General features: G+C 68.2%; 31 protein-coding genes. 1 reads left to right on the forward strand and 30 read right to left on the reverse strand.

The window, feature by feature from the left end:
- Positions 1 to 17: 17 nt before the first annotated feature.
- The 23 genes from map to rpsJ form a co-directional block, all read right to left on the reverse strand.
- The gene (gene map / locus GE115_RS15725; RefSeq protein WP_312855255.1) at positions 18 to 845 is read right to left on the reverse strand and encodes a type I methionyl aminopeptidase; all 828 of its coding nucleotides are present in this window, start codon (positions 843 to 845) and stop codon (positions 18 to 20) included.
- A gap of 8 nt (positions 846 to 853) precedes the next feature.
- Positions 854 to 1,495: an adenylate kinase gene (locus tag GE115_RS15730; protein ID WP_153685719.1), complete on the reverse strand. Its 642-nt coding sequence runs from the start codon at positions 1,493 to 1,495 to the stop codon at positions 854 to 856.
- Complete coding sequence (gene secY / locus GE115_RS15735) at positions 1,492 to 2,817, reverse strand: preprotein translocase subunit SecY (RefSeq protein ID WP_312855256.1); 1,326 nt, start codon at positions 2,815 to 2,817, stop codon at positions 1,492 to 1,494. Before secY ends, GE115_RS15730 begins: the two co-directional genes overlap by 4 nt.
- 116 nt (positions 2,818 to 2,933) lie before the next feature.
- A complete protein-coding gene (rplO, locus tag GE115_RS18605) occupies positions 2,934 to 3,602 on the reverse strand; it encodes a 50S ribosomal protein L15 (protein ID WP_153685720.1) in 669 nt (222 codons plus the stop codon).
- Complete coding sequence (rpmD, locus tag GE115_RS15745) at positions 3,602 to 3,787, reverse strand: 50S ribosomal protein L30 (protein WP_022889741.1); 186 nt, start codon at positions 3,785 to 3,787, stop codon at positions 3,602 to 3,604. Before rpmD ends, rplO begins: the two co-directional genes overlap by 1 nt.
- A complete protein-coding gene (rpsE, locus tag GE115_RS15750; protein WP_312855257.1) occupies positions 3,787 to 4,461 on the reverse strand; it encodes a 30S ribosomal protein S5 in 675 nt (224 codons plus the stop codon). Before rpsE ends, rpmD begins: the two co-directional genes overlap by 1 nt.
- A 44-nt stretch (positions 4,462 to 4,505) precedes the next feature.
- On the reverse strand, positions 4,506 to 4,865 hold the full coding sequence (rplR, locus tag GE115_RS15755) for a 50S ribosomal protein L18 (RefSeq protein ID WP_153685721.1): 360 nt from the start codon (positions 4,863 to 4,865) through the stop codon (positions 4,506 to 4,508).
- A gap of 2 nt (positions 4,866 to 4,867) precedes the next feature.
- Entirely contained in the window at positions 4,868 to 5,404 is a 537-nt protein-coding gene (rplF, locus tag GE115_RS15760) for a 50S ribosomal protein L6 (protein WP_153685722.1), read from the reverse strand.
- Positions 5,405 to 5,408: 4 nt separating this feature from the next.
- Positions 5,409 to 5,807, reverse strand: coding sequence for a 30S ribosomal protein S8 (rpsH, locus tag GE115_RS15765; RefSeq protein ID WP_153685723.1), 399 nt, complete (start codon positions 5,805 to 5,807; stop codon positions 5,409 to 5,411).
- Positions 5,808 to 5,963: 156 nt separating this feature from the next.
- Positions 5,964 to 6,554 carry a 50S ribosomal protein L5 gene (gene rplE / locus GE115_RS15770; RefSeq protein ID WP_153685724.1) on the reverse strand — a complete coding sequence of 197 codons (591 nt, stop codon included), beginning with the start codon at positions 6,552 to 6,554 and terminating at the stop codon, positions 5,964 to 5,966.
- Positions 6,554 to 6,913, reverse strand: a complete 360-nt coding sequence (rplX, locus tag GE115_RS15775; protein ID WP_153685725.1) for a 50S ribosomal protein L24 — start codon at positions 6,911 to 6,913, stop codon at positions 6,554 to 6,556. Before rplX ends, rplE begins: the two co-directional genes overlap by 1 nt.
- A 3-nt stretch (positions 6,914 to 6,916) precedes the next feature.
- Positions 6,917 to 7,285, reverse strand: coding sequence for a 50S ribosomal protein L14 (gene rplN, locus GE115_RS15780; RefSeq protein WP_312855258.1), 369 nt, complete (start codon positions 7,283 to 7,285; stop codon positions 6,917 to 6,919).
- Between the two features lie 32 nt (positions 7,286 to 7,317).
- Positions 7,318 to 7,617 carry a 30S ribosomal protein S17 gene (gene rpsQ, locus GE115_RS15785; RefSeq protein WP_153685726.1) on the reverse strand — a complete coding sequence of 100 codons (300 nt, stop codon included), beginning with the start codon at positions 7,615 to 7,617 and terminating at the stop codon, positions 7,318 to 7,320.
- Positions 7,618 to 7,619: 2 nt separating this feature from the next.
- Complete coding sequence (gene rpmC, locus GE115_RS19145) at positions 7,620 to 7,943, reverse strand: 50S ribosomal protein L29 (RefSeq protein WP_153685727.1); 324 nt, start codon at positions 7,941 to 7,943, stop codon at positions 7,620 to 7,622.
- Positions 7,943 to 8,362, reverse strand: coding sequence for a 50S ribosomal protein L16 (gene rplP, locus GE115_RS15795; RefSeq protein ID WP_153685728.1), 420 nt, complete (start codon positions 8,360 to 8,362; stop codon positions 7,943 to 7,945). The genes rpmC and rplP overlap by 1 nt, the downstream gene beginning before the upstream one ends.
- A gap of 2 nt (positions 8,363 to 8,364) precedes the next feature.
- Positions 8,365 to 9,123, reverse strand: coding sequence for a 30S ribosomal protein S3 (gene rpsC, locus GE115_RS15800; RefSeq protein WP_153685729.1), 759 nt, complete (start codon positions 9,121 to 9,123; stop codon positions 8,365 to 8,367).
- Entirely contained in the window at positions 9,123 to 9,488 is a 366-nt protein-coding gene (gene rplV / locus GE115_RS15805) for a 50S ribosomal protein L22 (RefSeq protein ID WP_127794246.1), read from the reverse strand. Before rplV ends, rpsC begins: the two co-directional genes overlap by 1 nt.
- 26 nt (positions 9,489 to 9,514) lie before the next feature.
- Positions 9,515 to 9,796, reverse strand: a complete 282-nt coding sequence (gene rpsS / locus GE115_RS15810) for a 30S ribosomal protein S19 (protein ID WP_022889728.1) — start codon at positions 9,794 to 9,796, stop codon at positions 9,515 to 9,517.
- Between the two features lie 12 nt (positions 9,797 to 9,808).
- Positions 9,809 to 10,648, reverse strand: a complete 840-nt coding sequence (rplB, locus tag GE115_RS15815) for a 50S ribosomal protein L2 (RefSeq protein WP_153685730.1) — start codon at positions 10,646 to 10,648, stop codon at positions 9,809 to 9,811.
- A 16-nt stretch (positions 10,649 to 10,664) separates the two neighbouring features.
- The gene (gene rplW / locus GE115_RS15820) at positions 10,665 to 10,967 is read right to left on the reverse strand and encodes a 50S ribosomal protein L23 (protein ID WP_153685731.1); all 303 of its coding nucleotides are present in this window, start codon (positions 10,965 to 10,967) and stop codon (positions 10,665 to 10,667) included.
- Positions 10,964 to 11,623, reverse strand: coding sequence for a 50S ribosomal protein L4 (gene rplD, locus GE115_RS15825; RefSeq protein ID WP_153685732.1), 660 nt, complete (start codon positions 11,621 to 11,623; stop codon positions 10,964 to 10,966). The genes rplW and rplD overlap by 4 nt, the downstream gene beginning before the upstream one ends.
- A 3-nt stretch (positions 11,624 to 11,626) precedes the next feature.
- Positions 11,627 to 12,283, reverse strand: a complete 657-nt coding sequence (gene rplC / locus GE115_RS15830) for a 50S ribosomal protein L3 (RefSeq protein ID WP_153685733.1) — start codon at positions 12,281 to 12,283, stop codon at positions 11,627 to 11,629.
- Between the two features lie 8 nt (positions 12,284 to 12,291).
- A complete protein-coding gene (gene rpsJ / locus GE115_RS15835; RefSeq protein ID WP_017201594.1) occupies positions 12,292 to 12,600 on the reverse strand; it encodes a 30S ribosomal protein S10 in 309 nt (102 codons plus the stop codon).
- 546 nt (positions 12,601 to 13,146) lie between these two features.
- Here rpsJ and GE115_RS15840 point away from each other — a divergent pair.
- A complete protein-coding gene (locus GE115_RS15840; RefSeq protein ID WP_153685734.1) occupies positions 13,147 to 13,605 on the forward strand; it encodes an OsmC family protein in 459 nt (152 codons plus the stop codon).
- Between the two features lie 34 nt (positions 13,606 to 13,639).
- On the opposite strand, the gene GE115_RS15845 is transcribed toward GE115_RS15840, so the two are convergent.
- From GE115_RS15845 to GE115_RS15875, 7 genes are all read right to left on the reverse strand, one after another.
- Positions 13,640 to 14,845, reverse strand: a complete 1,206-nt coding sequence (locus GE115_RS15845) for an acyltransferase family protein (RefSeq protein ID WP_153685735.1) — start codon at positions 14,843 to 14,845, stop codon at positions 13,640 to 13,642.
- 188 nt (positions 14,846 to 15,033) lie between these two features.
- A complete protein-coding gene (gene tuf, locus GE115_RS15850; RefSeq protein WP_312855259.1) occupies positions 15,034 to 16,224 on the reverse strand; it encodes an elongation factor Tu in 1,191 nt (396 codons plus the stop codon).
- Between the two features lie 135 nt (positions 16,225 to 16,359).
- Complete coding sequence (gene fusA, locus GE115_RS15855) at positions 16,360 to 18,474, reverse strand: elongation factor G (RefSeq protein ID WP_312855260.1); 2,115 nt, start codon at positions 18,472 to 18,474, stop codon at positions 16,360 to 16,362.
- A gap of 83 nt (positions 18,475 to 18,557) precedes the next feature.
- The gene (rpsG, locus tag GE115_RS15860; protein ID WP_067948599.1) at positions 18,558 to 19,028 is read right to left on the reverse strand and encodes a 30S ribosomal protein S7; all 471 of its coding nucleotides are present in this window, start codon (positions 19,026 to 19,028) and stop codon (positions 18,558 to 18,560) included.
- Positions 19,028 to 19,402 (reverse strand): 30S ribosomal protein S12, encoded by a 375-nt coding sequence (rpsL, locus tag GE115_RS15865; protein WP_022889720.1) that lies wholly within the window; start codon positions 19,400 to 19,402, stop codon positions 19,028 to 19,030. Before rpsL ends, rpsG begins: the two co-directional genes overlap by 1 nt.
- A 228-nt stretch (positions 19,403 to 19,630) precedes the next feature.
- Positions 19,631 to 20,281 (reverse strand): spermidine/putrescine ABC transporter substrate-binding protein, encoded by a 651-nt coding sequence (locus GE115_RS15870; RefSeq protein ID WP_153685736.1) that lies wholly within the window; start codon positions 20,279 to 20,281, stop codon positions 19,631 to 19,633.
- A gap of 70 nt (positions 20,282 to 20,351) precedes the next feature.
- Positions 20,352 to 20,828, reverse strand: coding sequence for a DUF6121 family protein (locus tag GE115_RS15875; protein ID WP_153685737.1), 477 nt, complete (start codon positions 20,826 to 20,828; stop codon positions 20,352 to 20,354).
- Positions 20,829 to 20,879: the final 51 nt, after the last annotated feature.

Here is a 20,879-nt window from a genome sequence, read left to right on the forward strand (position 1 = left end):
CGTCGGAGCCCGCGGGGTCAGGCGATCGGCACCGGGACGACGCCGTACGGGGCGAGCGCGGCGGCTCCCCCGTCTTCGGCGGTGAGCACCCAGATGCCGTCGGCGTGCACGGCGACCGAGTGCTCGACGTGCGCGGCGTCGGCGCCGTCTGAGGTCGTGACCGTCCACTCGTCGTCGCGGACGAACGTGTCGATCGAGCCGGCGACGAGCATCGGCTCGATCGCCACGACGAGCCCGGGCTTGACCGCGGGACTGCGCCGCTCGACCCGGTAGTTGAACACCGGCGGTTCCTCGTGCATGGTGCGCCCGATGCCGTGCCCCACGTAGTCGGTGAGGATGCCGTACTCCCCCTCGGCGCGGACCGCGTCCTCGATGGCGGCGCCCACGTCGTTGAGGTGCTTGGCCCCCGCGAGGGCTGCCACCCCGGTCCACAGGGCATGCTCGGTCACGCGGACCAGCTCACGCCGGGCCGCGACGACCTCGGGGCGCTCGGGGTCGGGCAGCACGACCGAGAAGGCGGCGTCGCCGTTCCAGCCGTCGACCTCGGCGCCGCCGTCGACCGACACGAGGTCGCCCGGGCGGAACGGACGATCGCCCGGGATGCCGTGCACCACGTCGTCGTCGACCGACACGCACAGGGTGTGTCGGTAGCCCGGGACGAGCTGGAAGTTCGAGCGACCCCCGTGCGTGTGGATGACCCGCTCGGCGGCCGCATCGAGCTCGAGCGGCGTCGCACCGACCTGGAGCAGCCGCCTCGCCTCGGCGAGGGCGGCGGCGGTCGCCGTGCCGGCTGCGCGCATGGCGCGCAGCTCGGCGGGGGACTTGTAGATCGACTTGCGGAACACGCCGGCGGTCAGGCCGCGCCGGGGTGCGCGGGCACGAGCCCGCGGACCGCGAGGGAGGAGAAGATGCGGTCGGTCACCTCGGCGAGCGTGCCGACGCCGTCGATGCGGGCGACGAGCCCGCGCGCCCGGTAGTCGTCGAGGATCGGCGCCGTCTCGCGCTCGTAGATCGCGAGGCGGTTCGAGATGACCTCCTCCGTGTCATCCGTTCGCCCCTGCTCGATCGCGCGCTGCGTGAGCCGCGCGATCGACTCGGCACGCGGCACAGCCAACTCGATGACGGCATCGAGCTGCTCGCCGCGCGAGATGAGGAACCCGTCGAGGTCGGCGACCTGCCCTCGGTTGCGAGGGTACCCGTCGAGGAGGAAGCCGTACTCGGCATCGGGCTGCGAGAGCCGGTCGCGCACCAGCTCGCTGGTCAGCTCGTCGGGGACCAGGTCGCCCGCCTCGATGATCGCCTGCACGCGCTTGCCGAGGTCGGTGCCGCCCGACACATTCTCGCGGAAGATGTCGCCGGTGGCGACCTGCGGGACGCCGAACGCCTTCGCCACGACCACGCCCTGCGTGCCCTTGCCGGAGCCCTGGGGACCGACGATCAGGAACCGGGCGTGACGGGCGGGCCCGCCCTCGTGCGCTGCCGGCCGAGCCGTCATCGCAGGAGCCCTTCGTAGTGACGCTGCTGGAGTTGCGCGTCGATCTGCTTCACGGTCTCGAGGCCGACACCCACGATGATCAGGATCGAGGCGCCGCCGAACGGGAAGTTCTGGTTCGCGCCGACGAGCGCGAACGCGATCAGCGGGAGCAGCGCCACGGCGCCGAGGTACAGCGAGCCCGGGAACGTGATGCGCGTGAGCACGTAGTCGAGGTACTCGGCCGTCGGGCGCCCGGCACGGATGCCCGGGATGAAGCCGCCGTACTTCTTCATGTTCTCGGCGACCTCGTCGGGGTTGAACGTGATCGCGACGTAGAAGTACGTGAAGCCGACGATGAGCGCCAGGTACAGCAGCATGTAGAGCGGGTGGTCGCCCTGCGTCAGGTAGTTCTGGATCCAGACCACCCAGGCCTGCGGCTCCTCACCGGCGGCCGGCTGGTTGAACTGCGCGATGAGCGCGGGCAGGTACAGCAGCGACGAGGCGAAGATCACCGGAACGACGCCGGCCATGTTGACCTTGATCGGGATGTACGTGTTGTTGCCGCCGTACGTTCGCCTGCCCACCATGCGCTTGGCGTATTGCACCGGGATGCGGCGTTGCGACTGCTCGACGAACACCACGGCCACGACCACGAGCAAGCCCACCGCGAGCACGATGGCGAACACGTCCCAGCCGCGCGAGATGCCGATCGCCCAGAGCGAGCCGGGGAAGGTCGCGGCGATCGAGGTGAAGATGAGCAGCGACATGCCGTTGCCGATGCCGCGCTCGGTGATGAGCTCGCCCATCCACATGATGAGGCCGGTGCCGGCGGTCATCGTGATCACCATGAGCAGGATGGCGTACCACGCGTCGTTCGTGAGCAGCTGCGAGCACTCGGGAGCGGTCGCACCGCTGAAGAGCGCACCGCTGCGGGCGACGGTGATCAGCGTCGTCGACTGGAGGACGCCGAGTGCGATGGTCAGGTAGCGCGTGTACTGCGTCAGGCGCGCCTGGCCGGCCTGGCCCTCCTTGTAGAGGGCCTCGAAGTGCGGGATCACGACGCGCAGCAGCTGCACGATGATCGACGCGGTGATGTACGGCATGATGCCGAGCGCGAAGATCGACAGCTGCAGCAGCGCGCCGCCCGAGAACACGTTCACGAGCTCGTAGAGCCCGGAGGCCGAGCCCTGAGCGGACACGAGACACGCCTGCACGCTCGTGAAGTCCACGAACGGCGCGGGGATGAAGGAGCCCAGTCGGAAGAGGGCGACGATGCCCAGGGTGAATCCGATCTTCCTCCGAAGATCGGGGGTGCGGAAGATGCGCCCGATGGCGTTGAACACTCGTCCTCCTGTAGCTCCGTCGTGGAGTCAGTCCATATGCGGCTCGAGCCTGTCGAGACCCCCGTGAATCATACGCGAGGTCCCGACAGGCTCGAACTCGAAGTGGTGCAGCGGTCTTAGTTGACCGAGCCGCCCGCAGCCACGATCTTCTGCTCGGCGGAACCCGAGACCTTGTCGACCGCGACGTTGAGCTTGACCTGCAGGTCGCCGTTGCCGAGCACCTTGACGCGCTCGTTCTTGCGGACGGCACCCTTGGCCACCAGGTCGGCGACGGTGACGTCTCCGCCCTTCGGGTACAGCTCGGCGAGCTTCTCCAGGTTCACCACCTGGTACTCCACCCGGAACGGGTTCTTGAAGCCGCGCAGCTTCGGCGCACGCATGTGGTACGGAAGCTGGCCGCCCTCGAAGCCGGGACGAACGGTCGTGCGGGCCTTCGAGCCCTTGGTGCCGCGACCGGCCGTCTTGCCCTTGGAGCCCTCACCGCGACCCACGCGGGTCTTGTCCTTCTTGGCACCGGGCGCGGGGCGCAGGTGGTGCACCTTCAGGACCTGCTCGCGCTTCTCGGCGACCTCGGCCGCCTCCGCCTTCTTGGCCGGAGCCTTCTTGGCGGGAGCCTTCTTCGCCGGGGCCTTGTCGGCCGCGGTGTCGTCGGTCTTCGCGGCGGCGGCCTTGGCCGGCGCCTTCTTCGCGGGAGCGGCCTTCTCGGCAGCGGCCTTCGCCGGTGCCTTCTTCGCCGGGGCCTTCTTGGGGGCCTCGGTGGTGGCGTCGTTCTTCTCGTCAGCCATTAGTCAATCTCCTCAACCTTCACGAGGTGAGCGACCGTGTTGACGTACCCGCGGTTCTGCGGGGTGTCCTCACGCACGACCGACTGGCCGATTCGCTTGAGCCCGAGGCTGCGCAGCGTGTCGCGCTGGTACTGCTTCTCACTCACCTTGGACTTGATCTGGGTCACCTTCAGCTGCTTCGCCATCAGGCACCTGCCTTCGCTGCTGCGGCGGCCTCGGCCGCCTGGGCCTCGGCACGCAGGAGACGGGCCGGCGCGACCTCGTCGTAGTCGAGACCACGACGGGCGGCGACGGCACGCGGCTCTTCGAGCTGCTTGAGCGCCTCGACGGTGGCGTGCACGATGTTGATGGTGTTCGACGAACCGAGCGACTTGCTCAGGACGTCGTGGATGCCGGCGCACTCGAGCACGGCACGGACGGGACCGCCGGCGATGACACCGGTACCGGCCGAGGCCGGACGCAGCAGGACGACACCGGCTGCGGCCTCACCCTGCACGGGGTGCGGGATGGTCGCGCCGACGCGAGGAACGCGGAAGAAGTTCTTCTTCGCCTCCTCGACGCCCTTCGAGATGGCCGTCGGGACCTCACGGGCCTTGCCGTAGCCGACGCCGACCATGCCGTTGCCGTCGCCCACGACGACCAGCGCCGTGAAGCTGAAGCGGCGACCGCCCTTGACGACCTTCGACACGCGGTTGATGGTCACGACGCGCTCGAGGAACTGGCTCTTCTCGGCGTCGCGGCCGCCGCGGTCGCGGCCCTGGCCGCGGTCACGACCGCCGCCGCTGCGGCGACCCTCGCGCTCGTTGCGCTGAGGCTCGCTCGATGCGGCCGTCTCGACGGGTGCCTCTGCGGTGGTCACCTCGGTCTCCTTCACAGTGCCCTCATTCTGGGTGGGTGCAGTGCTCACAGGTTCAGCCCTGCCTCTCGCGCTCCGTCGGCGATCGCTGCGACACGACCGGCGTACTTGTTGCCGCCGCGGTCGAAGACGACCTCCTCGATGCCCGCCTGCTTCGCACGCTCGGCGACGAGCTCGCCGACCTTGCGCGCCTTGGCGGTCTTGTCGCCGTCGAACGCACGGAGGTCGGCCTCCATCGTCGAGGCGCTGGCCACGGTGACGCCCTTGCTGTCGTCGACGACCTGCACGAAGACGTGGCGGGCCGAACGGTTCACGACCAGGCGCGGCCGCAGCTCGGTGCCCACGATCTTCTTGCGAAGGCGGGTGTGGCGGCGCGAACGCGCGGCCGACTTGCTCTTCACAGCCATGATTACTTACCTGACTTTCCGGCCTTGCGACGCACGACCTCGCCGGCGTAGCGGATGCCCTTGCCCTTGTAGGGCTCCGGCTTCTTGATCTTGCGGATATTGGCGGCGGTCTCGCCGACGGCCTGCTTGGAGATGCCGGCCACCGTGATCTTGTTGTTGCCCTCGACGGTCAGGGTGATCCCTGCCGGCGGCTCGACGGTCACGGGGTGCGAGAAGCCGAGCGCGAACTCGACCGCGGAGCCCTTCTGGGCGACGCGGTAACCGGTGCCGACGATCTCGAGGCCCTTGGAGTAGCCCTGCGTGACGCCGATGATGTCGTTCGCGATGAGCGTGCGGGTGAGGCCGTGCAGCGAGCGCGAAGCGCGCTCGTCGTCGGGACGGGTGACCAGGACCTGGTTGTCCTCGAGCTTGACCTCGATGGGGGCGGCGACGGTGAGCGAGAGCTCGCCCTTCGGGCCCTTGACGGTGACGGCCGAGCCGTCGACCTTCACGTCGACACCGGCGGGGATGTCGATGGGGAGTCGTCCGATTCGTGACATGGAACTACCACACGTAGGCGAGGACTTCCCCACCCACGCCCTTCTTCTCGGCCTGGCGGTCGGTGAGCAGACCGCTGGAGGTGGACAGGATGGCGACGCCGAGGCCGCCGAGCACCTTGGGGAGCTCCGTCGACTTCGCGTACACGCGCAGGCCGGGCTTGGAGACTCGCTTGATGCCGGCGATCGAGCGCTCGCGGTTCGGGCCGAACTTCAGCTGCAGCGTCAGGGTCTTGCCGACGCGCGCGTCGGTCACCTCGAAGCCGGCGATGTAGCCCTCGTTGCGGAGGATCTCGGCGATGTGGGCCTTCAGCTTCGAGTTCGGCATCGACACGGAGTCGTGGTGCGCCGAGTTCGCGTTGCGAAGGCGGGTCAGCATGTCAGCGACCGGGTCGGTCATCGTCATGACGGTGATTCCTTAATGTTCACCAGGTTTCAGGACCCGGTACACGGGGACTGACCTGTGGTGGTGGCGGCCTGCGGTTGCGGGCCGCCGTCTGCCCGTGCCGGCCGGGACTGGCCCGGCCGGCGAAGGCACAAACTCGTAGAGCCTACTACAGCTCTACGCGGCGTCGGTCGACTTGAACGGGAAGCCGAGCGCCTTGAGCAGGGCGCGACCCTCGTCGTCGTTCTTGGCGGTGGTCACCACGGTGATGTCCATGCCGCGAACGCGGTCGATCTTGTCCTGGTCGATCTCGTGGAACACGGACTGCTCCGTGAGACCGAAGGTGTAGTTGCCGTTGCCGTCGAACTGCTGGTCCGACAGGCCGCGGAAGTCGCGGATGCGGGGCAGGGCGAGCGAGAGCAGGCGGTCGAGGAACTCCCACATGCGGTCGCCGCGCAGCGTCACGTGGGCGCCGATGGGCTGGCCCTCGCGGAGCTTGAACTGGGCGATCGACTTGCGGGCCTTGGTGACCTGCGGCTTCTGGCCCGTGATCTTCGTGAGGTCGGCGATCGCGCCGTCGATGACCTTGCCATCGCGCGCGGCCTCGCCGACGCCCATGTTGACCACGATCTTCACGAGACCCGGCACCTGGTGCGGGTTCGAGTAGCCGTTCGCCTCGGTGAGTGCCGACGTGATCTCGGTCTGGTACTTCTGCTTGAGGCGCGGCTGGATCTTGCCAGCCGGCGCAGCAGTTGCGGTGTCGGTCATTACAGGTCCTTACCTGACTTCTTGGCGTAGCGGACGCGGACCGTCTTGGTGACGCCGTCCTTGGTGACGGTCTCGTTGCGGAAGCCGACGCGCGTCGGCTTCTTCGACTCGGGGTCGACGATCGCGACGTTCGAGACGTGGATCGGGGCCTCGTGGGTCTCGATGCCGCCGGTCTTCGAACCACGCTGCGTCTGGCCGACGCGCACGTGCTTGGTCACGTAGTTGACGCCCTCGACGACGACGCGATCCTGGTCGACCAGCACCTCGATGACCTTGCCCTGCTTGCCGCGGTCTCCGCCGCGAGCCTGGCTCTTGCCCGAGATGACCTGGACCAGGTCGCCCTTCTTGATGTTCGCCATGATTTAGATGACCTCCGGCGCCAGCGAGATGATCTTCATGAACTTCTTGTCGCGCAGCTCTCGGCCGACCGGGCCGAAGATACGGGTGCCGCGCGGCTCGCCGTCGTTCTTGAGGATCACCGCGGCGTTCTCGTCGAACTTGATGTAGGAGCCGTCGGGACGACGGGTCTCCTTGACGGTGCGGACGATGACGGCCTTGACCACGTCGCCCTTCTTGACGTTGCCGCCGGGGATCGCGTCCTTGACGGTGGCGACGATGGTGTCACCGAGGCCGGCGTACCGGCGCTTCGAACCGCCGAGCACGCGGATGGTGAGCAGCTCCTTGGCGCCGGTGTTGTCGGCGACCTTGAGTCGTGATTCCTGCTGAAGCACTTCAGTCTCCTTCTACGAAGCAAGCCCGAGGCTTACTTGGCCTTCTCGGCGATCTCGACGAGGCGCCAGCGCTTGGTAGCGCTCAGCGGCCGCGTCTCGGAGATGACGACCAGGTCGCCGATGCCGGCGCTGTTCTGCTCGTCGTGCGCCTTCACCTTGGAGGTGCGGCGGATGACCTTGCCGTAGAGCGGGTGCTTCACGCGGTCCTCGACCTCGACGACGATGGTCTTGTCCATCTTGTCGCTGACGACGTAGCCACGGCGCACCTTGCGGTACGGGCGGTGCGAGGCCGTCTCGGCGACCTCGGCCGGAGCCTTCTTGGTCTCAGCCATGATCAGGCCTCCTTCGTCTCGACGGCCTCGGCCGGGGCGTCAGCCTCGGCCTTGGCCTTCTTCTTCGTCTTCTTCTCGGCGGGAGCCGCCTCGACGGGCGCCGGCGTCGCACGGATCCCGAGCTCGCGCTCACGGATCACGGTGTAGATGCGGGCGATGTCCTTCTTGACCGCGCGCAGGCGGCCGTGGCTCTCGAGCTGACCGGTTGCGGCCTGGAAGCGCAGGTTGAACAGCTCCTCCTTGGCCTTCTTCAGCTCGTCGACGAGACGCTCGTCTTCAAACGTGTCGAGCTCGACGGACTCGAGCCCCTTGGTTCCGACGGCCATTATGCGTCGCCCTCCTCGCGCTTGATGATGCGTGCCTTGAGGGGCAGCTTGTGGATGGCACGGGTCATGGCCTCGCGAGCGAGCTGCTCGGAGACGCCCGAGACCTCGAAGAGGACCCGGCCCGGCTTGACGTTGGCGACCCACCACTCGGGCGAACCCTTACCGGAACCCATGCGGGTCTCGGCGGGCTTCTTCGTGAGCGGACGGTCGGGGTAGATGTTGATCCACACCTTGCCGCCGCGCTTGATGTGACGCGTCATGGCGATACGAGCGGACTCGATCTGACGGTTCGTCACGTAGGCGGGGGTCAGGGCCTGGATGCCGTACTCACCGAAGGTGACCTTGGTGCCACCGGTGGCGTGACCCGAGCGGCCCGGGTGGTGCTGCTTGCGGTACTTGACTCGACGGGGAATCAACATGGTTATGCCTCAACTCCTGCTGCCACCGGCTCGGCCTTCGGGGCACGGTCGCGGCGGGGACGGTCGCGGTCGCTGCGCTCACGCGACGGCTTCTGCGAAGCCTGCTCGCGCGCGAGCTCCTTGTTGGTGATGTCGCCCTTGTAGATCCAGACCTTCACGCCGATGCGGCCGAAGGTGGTCTTGGCCTCGTAGAAGCCGTAGTCGATGTTCGCGCGGAGCGTGTGCAGCGGCACACGGCCCTCGCGGTAGAACTCCGACCGGCTCATCTCGGCGCCGCCGAGACGGCCCGACACCTGGATGCGGACGCCCTTGGCGCCGGCGCGCTGCGCGCCCTGCAGGCCCTTGCGCATCGCGCGGCGGAACGCCACACGAGCCGAGAGCTGCTCGGCGATGCCCTGCGCGACGAGCTGGGCGTCGGCCTCGGGGTTCTTCACCTCGAGGATGTTCAGCTGGATCTGCTTGCCGCTGAGCTTCTCGAGGTCGGCGCGGATGCGCTCGGCCTCGGCGCCGCGGCGGCCGATCACGATGCCGGGACGCGCCGTGTGGATGTCCACGCGGACGCGGTCGCGGGTGCGCTCGATCTCGATGCGCGAGACGCCGGCGCGGTCGAGCGACGTCTGCAGCAGACGACGGATCTTGACATCCTCAGCGAGGTAGTCGGCGTAGCGCTGACCGGGCTTCGTCGAATCGGAGAACCACCGCGACACGTGGTCGGTGGTGATGCCGAGACGGAAGCCGTACGGGTTGACCTTCTGACCCATTACTTCGTACCCTCCTCGGGCGTAGCGAGGACCACGGTGATGTGGCTCGTGCGCTTGTTGATGCGGAAGGCACGACCCTGCGCGCGCGGCTGGAATCGCTTGAGGGTGGTGCCCTCGTCGACGAATGCGCGGCTGATGTAGAGGTCCTGCTCGTCCAGGTAGGTGTTCGTGGCATCGGCCTTGACGCGAGCGTTCGCGATGGCCGAGGCGACGAGCTTGTACACCGGCTCGCTCGCGCCCTGGGGCGCGAACTTCAGGATGGCGAGCGCCTCCTGAGCCTGCTTGCCGCGGATCAGGTTGACGACGCGACGAGCCTTCTGGGGGGTGACGCGGATGTGTCGCACGCGGGCGATCGACTCCACCATTTCTTCTCCTCCTTCACGTCACCGCGTCAGCGGCGACGGCCCTTCTTGTCGTCCTTCACGTGACCACGGAAGGTGCGGGTGGGCGCGAACTCGCCGAGCTTGTGGCCCACCATGGTCTCGGTGACGAACACCGGGATGTGCTTGCGGCCGTCGTGCACGGCGATCGTGTGCCCGAGCATGGCCGGGATGATCATCGAGCGGCGCGACCACGTCTTGATGACGTTCTTGCTGCCCGCCTCGTTCTGGACGACGACCTTGCGAAGCAGGTGCTCGTCGACGAAGGGGCCCTTCTTGAGACTGCGAGGCATCTTCTCTTACTCCTACTTGCGCTTCTTGCCGACGGTACGACGACGGACGATGAGCTTGTCGCTCTCCTTGTTGGGACGACGCGTGCGGCCCTCGGGCTGACCCCAGGGGCTCACCGGGTGACGACCACCGGAGGTCTTGCCCTCACCACCACCGTGCGGGTGGTCGATCGGGTTCATCGCGACACCGCGGACGGTCGGGCGGACGCCCTTCCAGCGCTTGCGGCCGGCCTTGCCCCAGTTGATGTTCGACTGCTCGGCGTTGCCGACCTCGCCGATGGTCGCGCGGCAGCGCGCATCGACGTTGCGGATCTCGCCCGACGGCAGGCGGAGCTGCGCGTAGGGGCCGTCCTTCGCGACGAGACGCACCGAGGCGCCCGCCGAGCGGGCCATCTTCGCGCCGCCGCCGGGGCGGAGCTCGATGGCGTGGATGACGGTACCCGTCGGGATGTTCTTCAGCGGCAGGTTGTTGCCCGGCTTGATGTCGGCGCCGGGGCCCGACTCGATCGGGTCGCCCTGCTGGAGCTTGTTCGGCGCCAGGATGTAGCGCTTGGTGCCGTCCGCGAAGTGCAGCAGCGCGATGCGCGCGGTGCGGTTCGGGTCGTACTCGATGTGCGCGACCTTGGCCGGCACGCCGTCCTTGTCATTGCGACGGAAGTCGATGACGCGGTACTGGCGCTTGTGGCCACCGCCGATGTGGCGAGTGGTGATCCGGCCCTGGTTGTTGCGGCCACCGGTCTTCGACAGGGGCTTGAGCAGCGACTTCTCGGGCGTCGAGCGGGTGATCTCGGCGAAGTCGGCGACCGACGAGCCGCGGCGGCCCGGGGTCGTGGGCTTGTACTTACGAATAGCCATGTTCTTCCTCTGCTCCCTAGCCGACAGCCGTGAAGATGTCGATCGAGCCGGACTTGAGGGTGACGATCGCGCGCTTGGTGTCCTTGCGCTTGCCCATGCCGAAACGCGTACGACGGGTCTTGCCCTGGCGGTTCAGCGTGTTGATGGACGCGACCTGCACGTTGAAGATCTTCTCGATGGCGAGCTTGATCTCGGTCTTGTTCGAGCGGGGGTCCACGATGAACGTGTACTTGCCCTCGTCGATCAGGCCGTAGCTCTTCTCCGAGACGACAGGCGCGATGATGATGTCGCGCGGGTCCTTGTTGTGAGCGGCGCTCATGCGGAGACCTCTTCCTTGTTCGCCTGCTTCGAGGCGACGAAGGCCTCGAGCGCGGCGGTGCTGAAGACGATGTCGTCCGAGACGAGCACGTCGTAGGCGTTGAGCTGGTCGACCGGCAGCGCGTGCACGGTCGGGATGTTGCGGACGGCACGCTCCGAGAGCTCTTCATCGCGCGCGAGCACGATCAGGAAGTGCTTGGCCGGGGCGATCGCGCCGAGCAGCGCGACGGCGTCCTTCGTCTTGGGAGCGTCACCGGCGGCGAACGACTCGACCGCGTGGATGCGGCCGCCGCGGGCCCGGTCGGAGAGGGCGCCGAGCAGGGCTGCGGCGATCATCTTCTTCGGGGTGCGCTGCGAGTAGTCGCGCGGCTGCGGGCCGTGGACGATGCCACCGCCGGTCATCTGCGGCGCGCGGATCGAGCCCTGGCGGGCGCGGCCGGTGCCCTTCTGCTTGAAGGGCTTGCGGCCGGCGCCCGAGACCTCGCCGCGACGCTTGGTCTTGTGCGTGCCCTGGCGTGCGGCCGCGAGCTGCGCGACGACGACCTGGTGGATGAGCGGGACGTTGGTCTGCACGTCGAAGAGCTCGGCGGGCAGCTCGACCGAACCGGACTTCTTGCCGGTGACGTCGAGAACGTCGATGGTGTTGGCGGTAGCCATGGACTACGCCCCCTTCACAGCGTTGCGGACGAACACGAGACGGCCGCGCGCACCGGGGACGGCGCCCTTGACGAGCAGCAGACCCTTCTCGGCGTCGACGGCGTGCACGCGGAGGTTGAGCACGGTCACGCGCTCGCCACCCATGCGACCGGCCATGCGCATGCCCTTGAAGACACGGCTCGGGGTCGACGAAGCACCGATCGAGCCGGGCTTGCGGTGGTTGCGGTGCGAACCGTGCGAGGCGGAGACGCCCTTGAAGTTGTGGCGCTTCATGACGCCGGCGAAGCCCTTGCCCTTCGAGGTGCCGACGACGTCGACCAGCTGGCCGGCCTCGAAGGTGCCCTCGACGGTGAGCTCCTGGCCGCGCTCGTAGGAGGCGGCGTCGGCGGTGCGGACCTCGGTCACGTGGCGGCGCGGCGTGACGCCGGCCTCACGGAAGTGGCCCTGGAGCGGCTGGGTGACCTTGCGCGGGTCGATCGCGCCTGCGGCGATCTGGACGGCCTCGTAGCCGTCCTTCTCGGCGGTGCGGATCTGGGTGACCACGTTCGGCGCGATCTCGATGACGGTGACCGGGATGAACTTGTTGTTCTCGTCCCACACCTGGGTCATGCCGAGCTTCGTGCCGAGCAGGCCCTTCACGTTCTTGGTAGCGGTGGACATCAGTTACCTCAGAGCTTGATCTCGATGTTGACGTCGGCCGGGAGGTCGAGACGCATGAGCGAGTCGACGGCCTTGGGCGTCGGGTCCACGATGTCGATCAGGCGCTTGTGCGTGCGCATCTCGAAGTGCTCGCGGCTGTCCTTGTACTTGTGGGGCGAACGGATGACGCACACCACGTTCTTCTCGGTCGGAAGCGGCACGGGGCCGACGACCGTGGCGCCCGCGCGGGTCACCGTGTCGACGATCTTGCGCGCCGAGGTGTCGATGACCTCGTGGTCGTACGACTTCAGTCGAATGCGGATCTTCTGTCCCGCCATTGCTGACTCTCTCTCTGTCAAGGCGTCTTACCCCTTCCGAGGGCATCGGACGCCGCGTGGTTCATGCACTCAGCGCACTGCTTATGTGGAGCACCACTGTTCTGCTGTCAACGGCCGTTGATCGAGCCTGTCGAAGGCACCCCACCACTGCGCTCTCGCACAGCCGCGGTGGCCTCGACACGCTCGACCCCGAGCCCCGACCCCCGCGCTCGGGCGTGTCGCCCGCGCCAGCGCACACGGGTCTCCCCGTGTGGTGTGGGTGTCGGTTGTCGTGTTCTGCTGCCCGCGGCCTAACCTGACCCGGAGCGCCCTTTCGGGAGCCGGTGGTTATGCACTGCCTGGCAGTGATTCGAACGGCGCGCAGCATGGCAGGCCGTTCGAAATGTTGAACTCAACGAGTTTGCCACATTCGAGGCATCCGTGCAACCCGGGCGTGTCGCGCCCGGCGGGCTTCGCAGGCGATGCCCAGACACGCCATCGGACGCCGCGCCGGAGGCGGTGCGTTCCCGTGATGGAATCGTCTGCATCGAGCAGATGGAGGCCGACATGTCGGATGCCGCACACCGGGTCAGCGACCGCATCGGATCGGGCAGCGTCTCGGTGACGAGGGTGGCGCCGCGCGTCTACCAGGGCATGAACGAGCGCGGCGCGACGGTGCGCATCGGCGGGTCGGAGCTCGAGGGCGAGCACTTCACGCCGGGCGAGCTGCTCAAGCTCGCCCTCATCGCATGCACCGGCCTCAGCGCCGACATCGTCACCGCGCGTCGCCTCGGCGACGACTTCGACGTCACGATCTGGGCGCACGGCCGGTCGGACGCCGAGACGAACCGCTACTACCGCATCGAGGAGGAGGTGCTGCTCGATCTCGCGTCACTGGGCGCCGACGAGCGCGAGCGGCTCGTGCAGACCATCACGCGGGCCGTCGACCGGGGATGCACCGTCGCGCGGTCGATCGGCGACTCGGTCGACCTGGCGCTCGAGGTCAGGGACCCGGCGGACGACTGACCGCGGTCGCCGGACCAGCAGCCGACCCGCTCGCTCACTCGTCGCGTTCGCACGCGAGCTCCTCGCGGACGACGTCGGGCGCGACCGTCCCCGCGCCGACCACGAGCGCCATGGCGAGGGCGAGCCCTCCGACGAGCGCGAGCGGCCGAGTCGCGATCGGGCTCCCGGCCCGGCGGAACGGGTCCTCGATGCAGCGCTTGGAGAGGTCGGCCACGGCGAACGAGAGCACCACGAGGCACGCCATCATCCACGGCGGACTCGCGACGCCCGTGACGTACGGCGCGAACATGATGATCGGCCAGTGCCACAGGTACAGCGAGTACGAGACGTCGCCCATCCACTGCACGGGAGCGGCGCCGGCGATCGCGGCCGGCGACCAGCGGGGCTCGGGCATGCCCGCCCAGATCACGGCGAGCGTGCCGACGACGGGCAGGAGCACGACGAGGCCCGGGAAGACCTCGGGCTCGCGGAACGTCACGATCGGCAATGCGATGCAGAGGAGACCCGCCCACGAGGCCGCGGCCCGCAACTGCGGCGAGCCGATGGTGCGGGTCGCGGTCAGCACGGCCAGCAGGCCTCCGACGCCGAACTCCCAGGTGCGCGTCACGGTCGAGAAGTAGGCGATGTTGTGATCGACGGCCGTCGCCGCGACCGACGAGGCGAAGGATGCCGCGGTCACGACCCCGAGCGCGACGAGGACGGTGCGCCGCGCGTCCGCCCCGCGCCGGACGGCCACCCAGAGCGCCAGGATCAGCAGCAGCGGCCAGACGAGGTAGAACTGCTCTTCGACCCCGAGCGACCAGAAGTGCTGGACCGGCGTCGACGCGAGGTCGGCGCGCGCCGGGTTCTGCGAATCGGCGACCAGTTGCCAGTTCTCCACGTAGAGGGCGCTCGCCACGATCTCGCGGAACCACTGGAACCAGTCGCGGCGCGGCGCGAACAGCAGGGTCGCGACCGAGACGGCCATGAGCACGACGACCGCTGCGGGCAGGATGCGCCGGGCCCGGCGGAGGTAGAAGCGGCTCAGCGAGATGCGGCCCGACCGCTCGTGCTCGCGCAGGAGCAGCCCCGTGATGAGGAATCCCGACACGACGAAGAAGACGTCGACGCCCATGTAGCCCGCCGGCGCGACCGCCGGCCATCCGTGATGCAGCACGACCGCGCCCACCGCGACGGCACGAAGGGCCTGCACCTCCGGGCGCACCGGTGCCCGAACGTACCCCGATCGCTCCGCCCCCATCGATTCAGCGTACGTCGCGGCATCCGGCGAACCCGAGAGCTTGCTCCGAAGCGATGAGACATGCTCCGTTCCGGCGGCGAGGTCCGGGCCGCCGGCGCGCTGCCCGGTGGCCTCTCCGCGCGACCGGGACGCGAAAACGGGGGCCGGGCCCGAAGGCCCGACCCCCGTTCAGGTCGCTGTCGCGGAGATTACTTGATGATCTTCGTGACGGTACCGGCGCCGACCGTGCGGCCACCCTCGCGGATGGCGAAGCCGAGGCCCTCCTCCATGGCGATCGGCTGGATGAGCTCGACCGTCATGTCGGTGGTGTCGCCGGGCATGACCATCTCGGTGCCCTCGGGCAGCGTGATGACGCCGGTGACGTCGGTGGTGCGGAAGTAGAACTGCGGACGGTAGTTCGCGTAGAACGGGTTGTGACGCCCGCCCTCCTCCTTGGAGAGGATGTACGCGGTGCCCTCGAAGCCCGTGTGCGGGGTGACCGAGCCGGGGGCCACGACGACCTGGCCGCGCTCGACGTCCTCGCGCTTGGTGCCGCGGAGCAGGAGACCGCAGTTCTCGCCGGCCCAGGCCTCGTCGAGCTGCTTGTGGAACATCTCGATGCCCGTGACCGTGGTCTTCTGCGTCGGGCGGATGCCGACGATCTCGACCTCGGAGTTGATCTTCAGCGTGCCGCGCTCGGCGCGACCGGTGACGACCGTGCCACGACCGGTGATGGTGAAGACGTCCTCGACGGGCATGAGGAACGGCTTGTCCTTGTCACGCACGGGGTCGGGGATGTTGTTGTCCACGGCCTCCATGAGGTCGAGGATCGACTGGACCCACTTCTCGTCGCCCTCGAGCGCCTTGAGGCCCGAGACGCGCACGACCGGTGCGTCCTCGGCGAAGCCCTGGCTGGCGAGCAGCTCGGAGACCTCGAGCTCGACGAGCTCCAGGATCTCCTCGTCGTCGACCATGTCGGCCTTGTTGAGGGCGACCAGCAGGTACGGCACGCCGACCTGCTTGGCGAGCAGGACGTGCTCACGCGTCTGGGCCATCGGGCCGTCGGTCGCCGCGACCACGAGGATCGCGCCGTCCATCTGAGCCGCGCCGGTGATCATGTTCTTGATGTAGTCGGCGTGACCCGGGGCGTCGACGTGCGCGTAGTGGCGCTTCGGCGTCTCGTACTCGACGTGCGAGATGTTGATCGTGATGCCGCGCTGGCGCTCCTCGGGAGCCGAGTCGATCGACGCGAAGTCGCGCTGCACGTTGGTGGCCGACGGGTACTTGTCGGCGAGCACCTTCGAGATCGCGGCGGTGAGCGTCGTCTTGCCGTGGTCGACGTGACCGATCGTGCCGATGTTGACGTGCGGCTTGGTCCGCTCGAACTTGGCCTTAGCCACTGTGGGTCCTCCTCAGGACTCATGCAGCCCTACCGGACGCTGGATTGCGACCGGCGGGATGCGGGGTTGTGTTGATATGTTACGCGACCCGGGCGGGCCGTGCGGGCGGAGGGCCAGAGCCCCCGCTAGGGAGACTCAGTCGCCCTTGTTCTTCTGGACGATCTCGTCGGCGACAGCCTTCGGGACCTCCGCGTAGCTCTCGAACTCCATCGAGTACACCGCACGGCCAGAGGTCTTGGACCGCAGGTCGCCGATGTAGCCGAACATCTCCGAGAGCGGGACGTGCGCACGCACGACCTTCACGCCGGCAGCGTCCTCCATGGACTGGATCTGGCCGCGGCGCGAGTTCAGGTCGCCGATGACGTCGCCCATGTACTCCTCGGGAGTACGGACCTCGACGCTCATCAGCGGTTCGAGCAGGACGGGGTTCGCCTTGCGAGCGGCCTCCTTGAAGCCCATGGAGCCCGCGATCTTGAACGCCATCTCCGAGGAGTCGACGTCGTGGGCCGCGCCATCGAGCAGGATGCCCTTGACGCCGACCATCGGGTAGCCCGCGAGGATGCCGTACTGCATGGCGTCCTGGAAGCCCGCGTCGACCGAGGGGATGTACTCGCGGGGAACGCGGCCACCGGAGACCTTGTTCTCGAACTCGTACGTCTTGTCGGCCGTGATCTCGAGAGGCTCGAGCGCGAACTGGATCTTCGCGAACTGGCCGGAACCACCGGTCTGCTTCTTGTGGGTGTAGTCGTGCTTCTCGACCGCGCGCTTGATGGTCTCGCGGTACGCGACCTGCGGCTTGCCGACGTTCGCCTCGACCTTGAACTCCCGCTTCATGCGGTCGACGAGGATGTCGAGGTGGAGCTCGCCCATGCCCTTGATGACGGTCTGGCCGGTCTCGGGATTGAGTTCCGTGCGGAACGTCGGGTCCTCTTCGGCGAGCTTCTGGATCGCGGTGCCGAGCTTCTCCTGGTCGGCCTTGGTCTTCGGCTCGATGGCGACCTCGATCACCGGCGCGGGGAACGTCATCGACTCGAGCACGACCTGGTTGTCGGGGTCGCACAGCGTGTCGCCGGTCGTCGTGTCCTTCAGGCCGATGACCGCGTAGATGTTGCCCGCGGTCACGGCGTCGACCGGGTTCTCCTTGTTGGCGTGCATCTGGAAGATCTTCCCGATGCGCTCCTTCTTGCCCTTGGTCGAGTTGATGACCTGGCCGCCCGAGTCGAGGTGACCCGAGTACACGCGGATGTAGGTCAGGCGACCGAAGAACGGGTGCACCGCGACCTTGAACGCCAGCGCGGCGAACGGGTCGTTCGCGTCGGCGTGACGCTCGATGACCTGCTCCTCGTCGCGCGGGTTGCGACCCTCGACGGCCGGCACGTCGAGCGGCGACGGCAGGTAGTCGATGACCGCGTCGAGCATCGGCTGCACGCCGCGGTTCTTGAACGCCGAGCCGCACAGCACGGGGTAGATCTCCGAGTTGACGGTGAGCTTGCGGATCGCGCCCTTGATCTCGGCGACCGTGAGCTCCTCGCCGCCGAAGAACTTCTCGAGCAGCGCGTCGTCGGTCTCGGCGACGGTCTCGAGCAGGACCTGACGGTACTCGTCGGCCTTGTCCTTCAGGTCGGCGGGGATCTCCTGGACCTCGTACTTGGCGCCCATGGTCACGTCGCCCTTGGCGTCGCCGGGCCACACGAGCGCGCGCATCTCGACCAGGTCGATGACGCCGACGAAGTCGTTCTCGGCACCGATGGGGAGCTGCAGCACGAGCGGCTTCGCACCGAGGCGCGAGACGATCGTGTCGACGGTGAAGTAGAAGTCGGCGCCGAGCTTGTCCATCTTGTTGACGAAGCAGATGCGCGGGACGTCGTACTTGTCGGCCTGGCGCCAGACGGTCTCGGACTGGGGCTCGACGCCCTCCTTGCCGTCGAAGACGGCGACGGCACCGTCGAGGATGCGCAGCGACCGCTCGACCTCGACCGTGAAGTCCACGTGGCCGGGGGTGTCGATGATGTTGATCTGGTTCTTGTTCCAGAAGCAGGTCACGGCGGCAGACGTGATCGTGATGCCGCGCTCCTTCTCCTGCTCCATCCAGTCGGTCGTCGAGGCGCCGTCGTGGGTCTCGCCGATCTTGTGGTTCACGCCCGTGTAGAACAGGATGCGCTCGGTGGTGGTGGTCTTGCCGGCATCGATGTGCGCCATGATGCCGATGTTGCGGACCTTGCTCAGGTCGGTGAGCACGTCTTGTGCCACGGGGGTTCCTCCGGAGAGTCAGGAACGGAAAGTGAGGGGTGAGCGGATGCCGCGAGCCGAGGCCGCGGCATCCGCTCGGCCTGCTACCAGCGGTAGTGGGCGAAGGCGCGGTTCGACTCGGCCATCTTGTGGGTGTCCTCGCGGCGCTTGACCGCGGCACCCAGGCCGTTCGACGCGTCGAGGATCTCGTTGGTGAGACGCTCGGTCATCGTCTTCTCGCGGCGGGCCTTGGCGTAGCTGGTGAGCCAGCGCAGCGCCAGGGTGTTCGCGCGGTGGGGCTTGACCTCGACGGGGACCTGGTAGGTCGAGCCGCCGACGCGGCGCGACCGGACCTCGAGGGTCGGGCGCACGTTGTCGAGGGCCTTCTTCAGGACCGCGACGGCGTCCTGGCCGGACTTGTTCGCCACGTTCTCCAGCGCCTCGTAGACGATGCGCTGGGCGAGGTCCTTCTTGCCGTCGACGAGGATCTTGTTGACGAGCTGGCTGACGACCGGCGAGCCGTAGACGGGGTCTGCGACGACGGGGCGCTTCGGAGCGGGTCCCTTGCGAGGCATTACTTCTTCTCCATCTTCGCGCCGTAGCGGCTGCGAGCCTGCTTGCGGTTCTTGACGGCCTGCGTGTCGAGCGCGCCGCGGATGATCTTGTAGCGCACACCCGGGAGGTCCTTCACACGACCACCGCGAACGAGCACCATCGAGTGCTCCTGCAGGTTGTGGCCCTCACCGGGGATGTAGGCGGTGACCTCGGTGCCGTTGGAGAGCTTCACACGTGCGACCTTGCGGAGCGCGGAGTTCGGCTTCTTCGGGGTGGTGGTGTACACACGCGTGCACACGCCGCGCTGCTGGGGGTTGGCCTTCAGGGCGGGCGCCTTGGTCTTGGTGACCTTGGGCGAGCGACCCTTGCGGACCAACTGCTGAATGGTTGGCACTGCTTCTCCTTGTTGGTGCTGCACGGTGACAGCGTTGATGGATTTCACATCACGACCCACCGGAACCGCGGATCCGCGGAACCTGTTGCGTGGTGGGTATGCCGTGGGGGCGAATCGCCCTGCGAGGTGCGAGGAAGCGTGCCGGCGCCCGACCCGGTCTCCCGGGCAGGTTGCAGGCGCGCAGCTACGCGCACACCCGATCAATGGTAATGCCGCGTAACCTCTCGGTCAAATGAAGCCGGGCGCGTCGAGCTCGCGGTCGAGGTCGGCGAGCAGTTCCGCGACCTGCGGCTCGACCAATCGCTCGACCGCGTTGCCGATGCGGCGGCGGTGCTGGGCGAGCTCGATGCAGATGCGTCGGCCCAACTGCTTGGCGAACTCGTCGGCGAGGCGCACCTCCTCGCGCAGCGCCTCCTTCTCGTCGGGCGTGAACGGTCGCGGCGCGGGCTCGGCGGCGGCGGCCGCGGCATCCGCCTCCAGCCCGGTCAGCGTGAACAGGAACGGCTGGTCAGGGACGGGCTCGGGATCGAGCTCGAGCCCGCGGAACTCCGGGTCGAGGCCCTCGCCCGCCCGGTAGCCGCGGCGCGCCTTGCGTTCCTCGGCGAGCCGGATCTCGCGGTGCAGCATCGGGAGGTTGCGGGCCGTGTAGTCGTCGACGGCGCCGTCGATGATGGCCTTCATGCGCATCGAGAACGCGTGCTGCACCGGGTGCGGCACGTCGATGTCGAGGCCGGCCGCGGCGAGGATCGGCGATCCGAAGCACTTCTGGCACAGCCGCACGCGGGCGCGATGCGTGCCCGGTCGCCACCGCGGCAGCCACTGCAGCCAGCGGTCGACCTCGTGGCTCACGCGCGCCTCGATCGAGCCTTCCACGAGCATTCACGATACTGCGACGGATGCCCCGCCCCGCCGATCCCGCGGTCGAATGGCGTGGCGGAGGGGCATCCGGCTATTCGTCGTCGCGTTCCCAGGGCCATCGCGGGCGCTCCATGCCGCCGGTGCGCCCCCGCGCGACGAGCACCGCGATCGAGGCGACGAACGCCGCCGCGGCCGGAACGAGCAGCCCGAACCACCCGATGCCGAACCCGAGGCCGAACAGCACGCTCGCGAGCACGGACCCGGTCGTTCGCAGGACGTGCCCGACGATCGCCACGACGACCAGCGCGACCCACGCGGTCAGGGCGGTGAGCACGACGGTGAGCGTCATCCGCTGCGGATGCGCCAGCCGGAAGCCCAGGGTGACGAGCACGGCGAGCACGGATGCCCCCACCGCGACGGGTGCGACCAGCACGCCGGCATCGGGGTCGGAGATCACGTCGACGTCGGCCAGCAGGCTCACGAATCCGAACGCGCAGACGACGACCGCGAGGTCGAGGGCGGCGGCGAAGGCGGCGACGACCCACGCGTTGCGGCGTGTCTCGTCCATGCCGCGAGCCTACGCCCGCGTGATCGCGGCCGCGCCGCTCGCACCCGCGGC

The organism is Agromyces agglutinans, assembly GCF_009647605.1.
GTDB classification, from domain to species: domain Bacteria; phylum Actinomycetota; class Actinomycetes; order Actinomycetales; family Microbacteriaceae; genus Agromyces; species Agromyces agglutinans.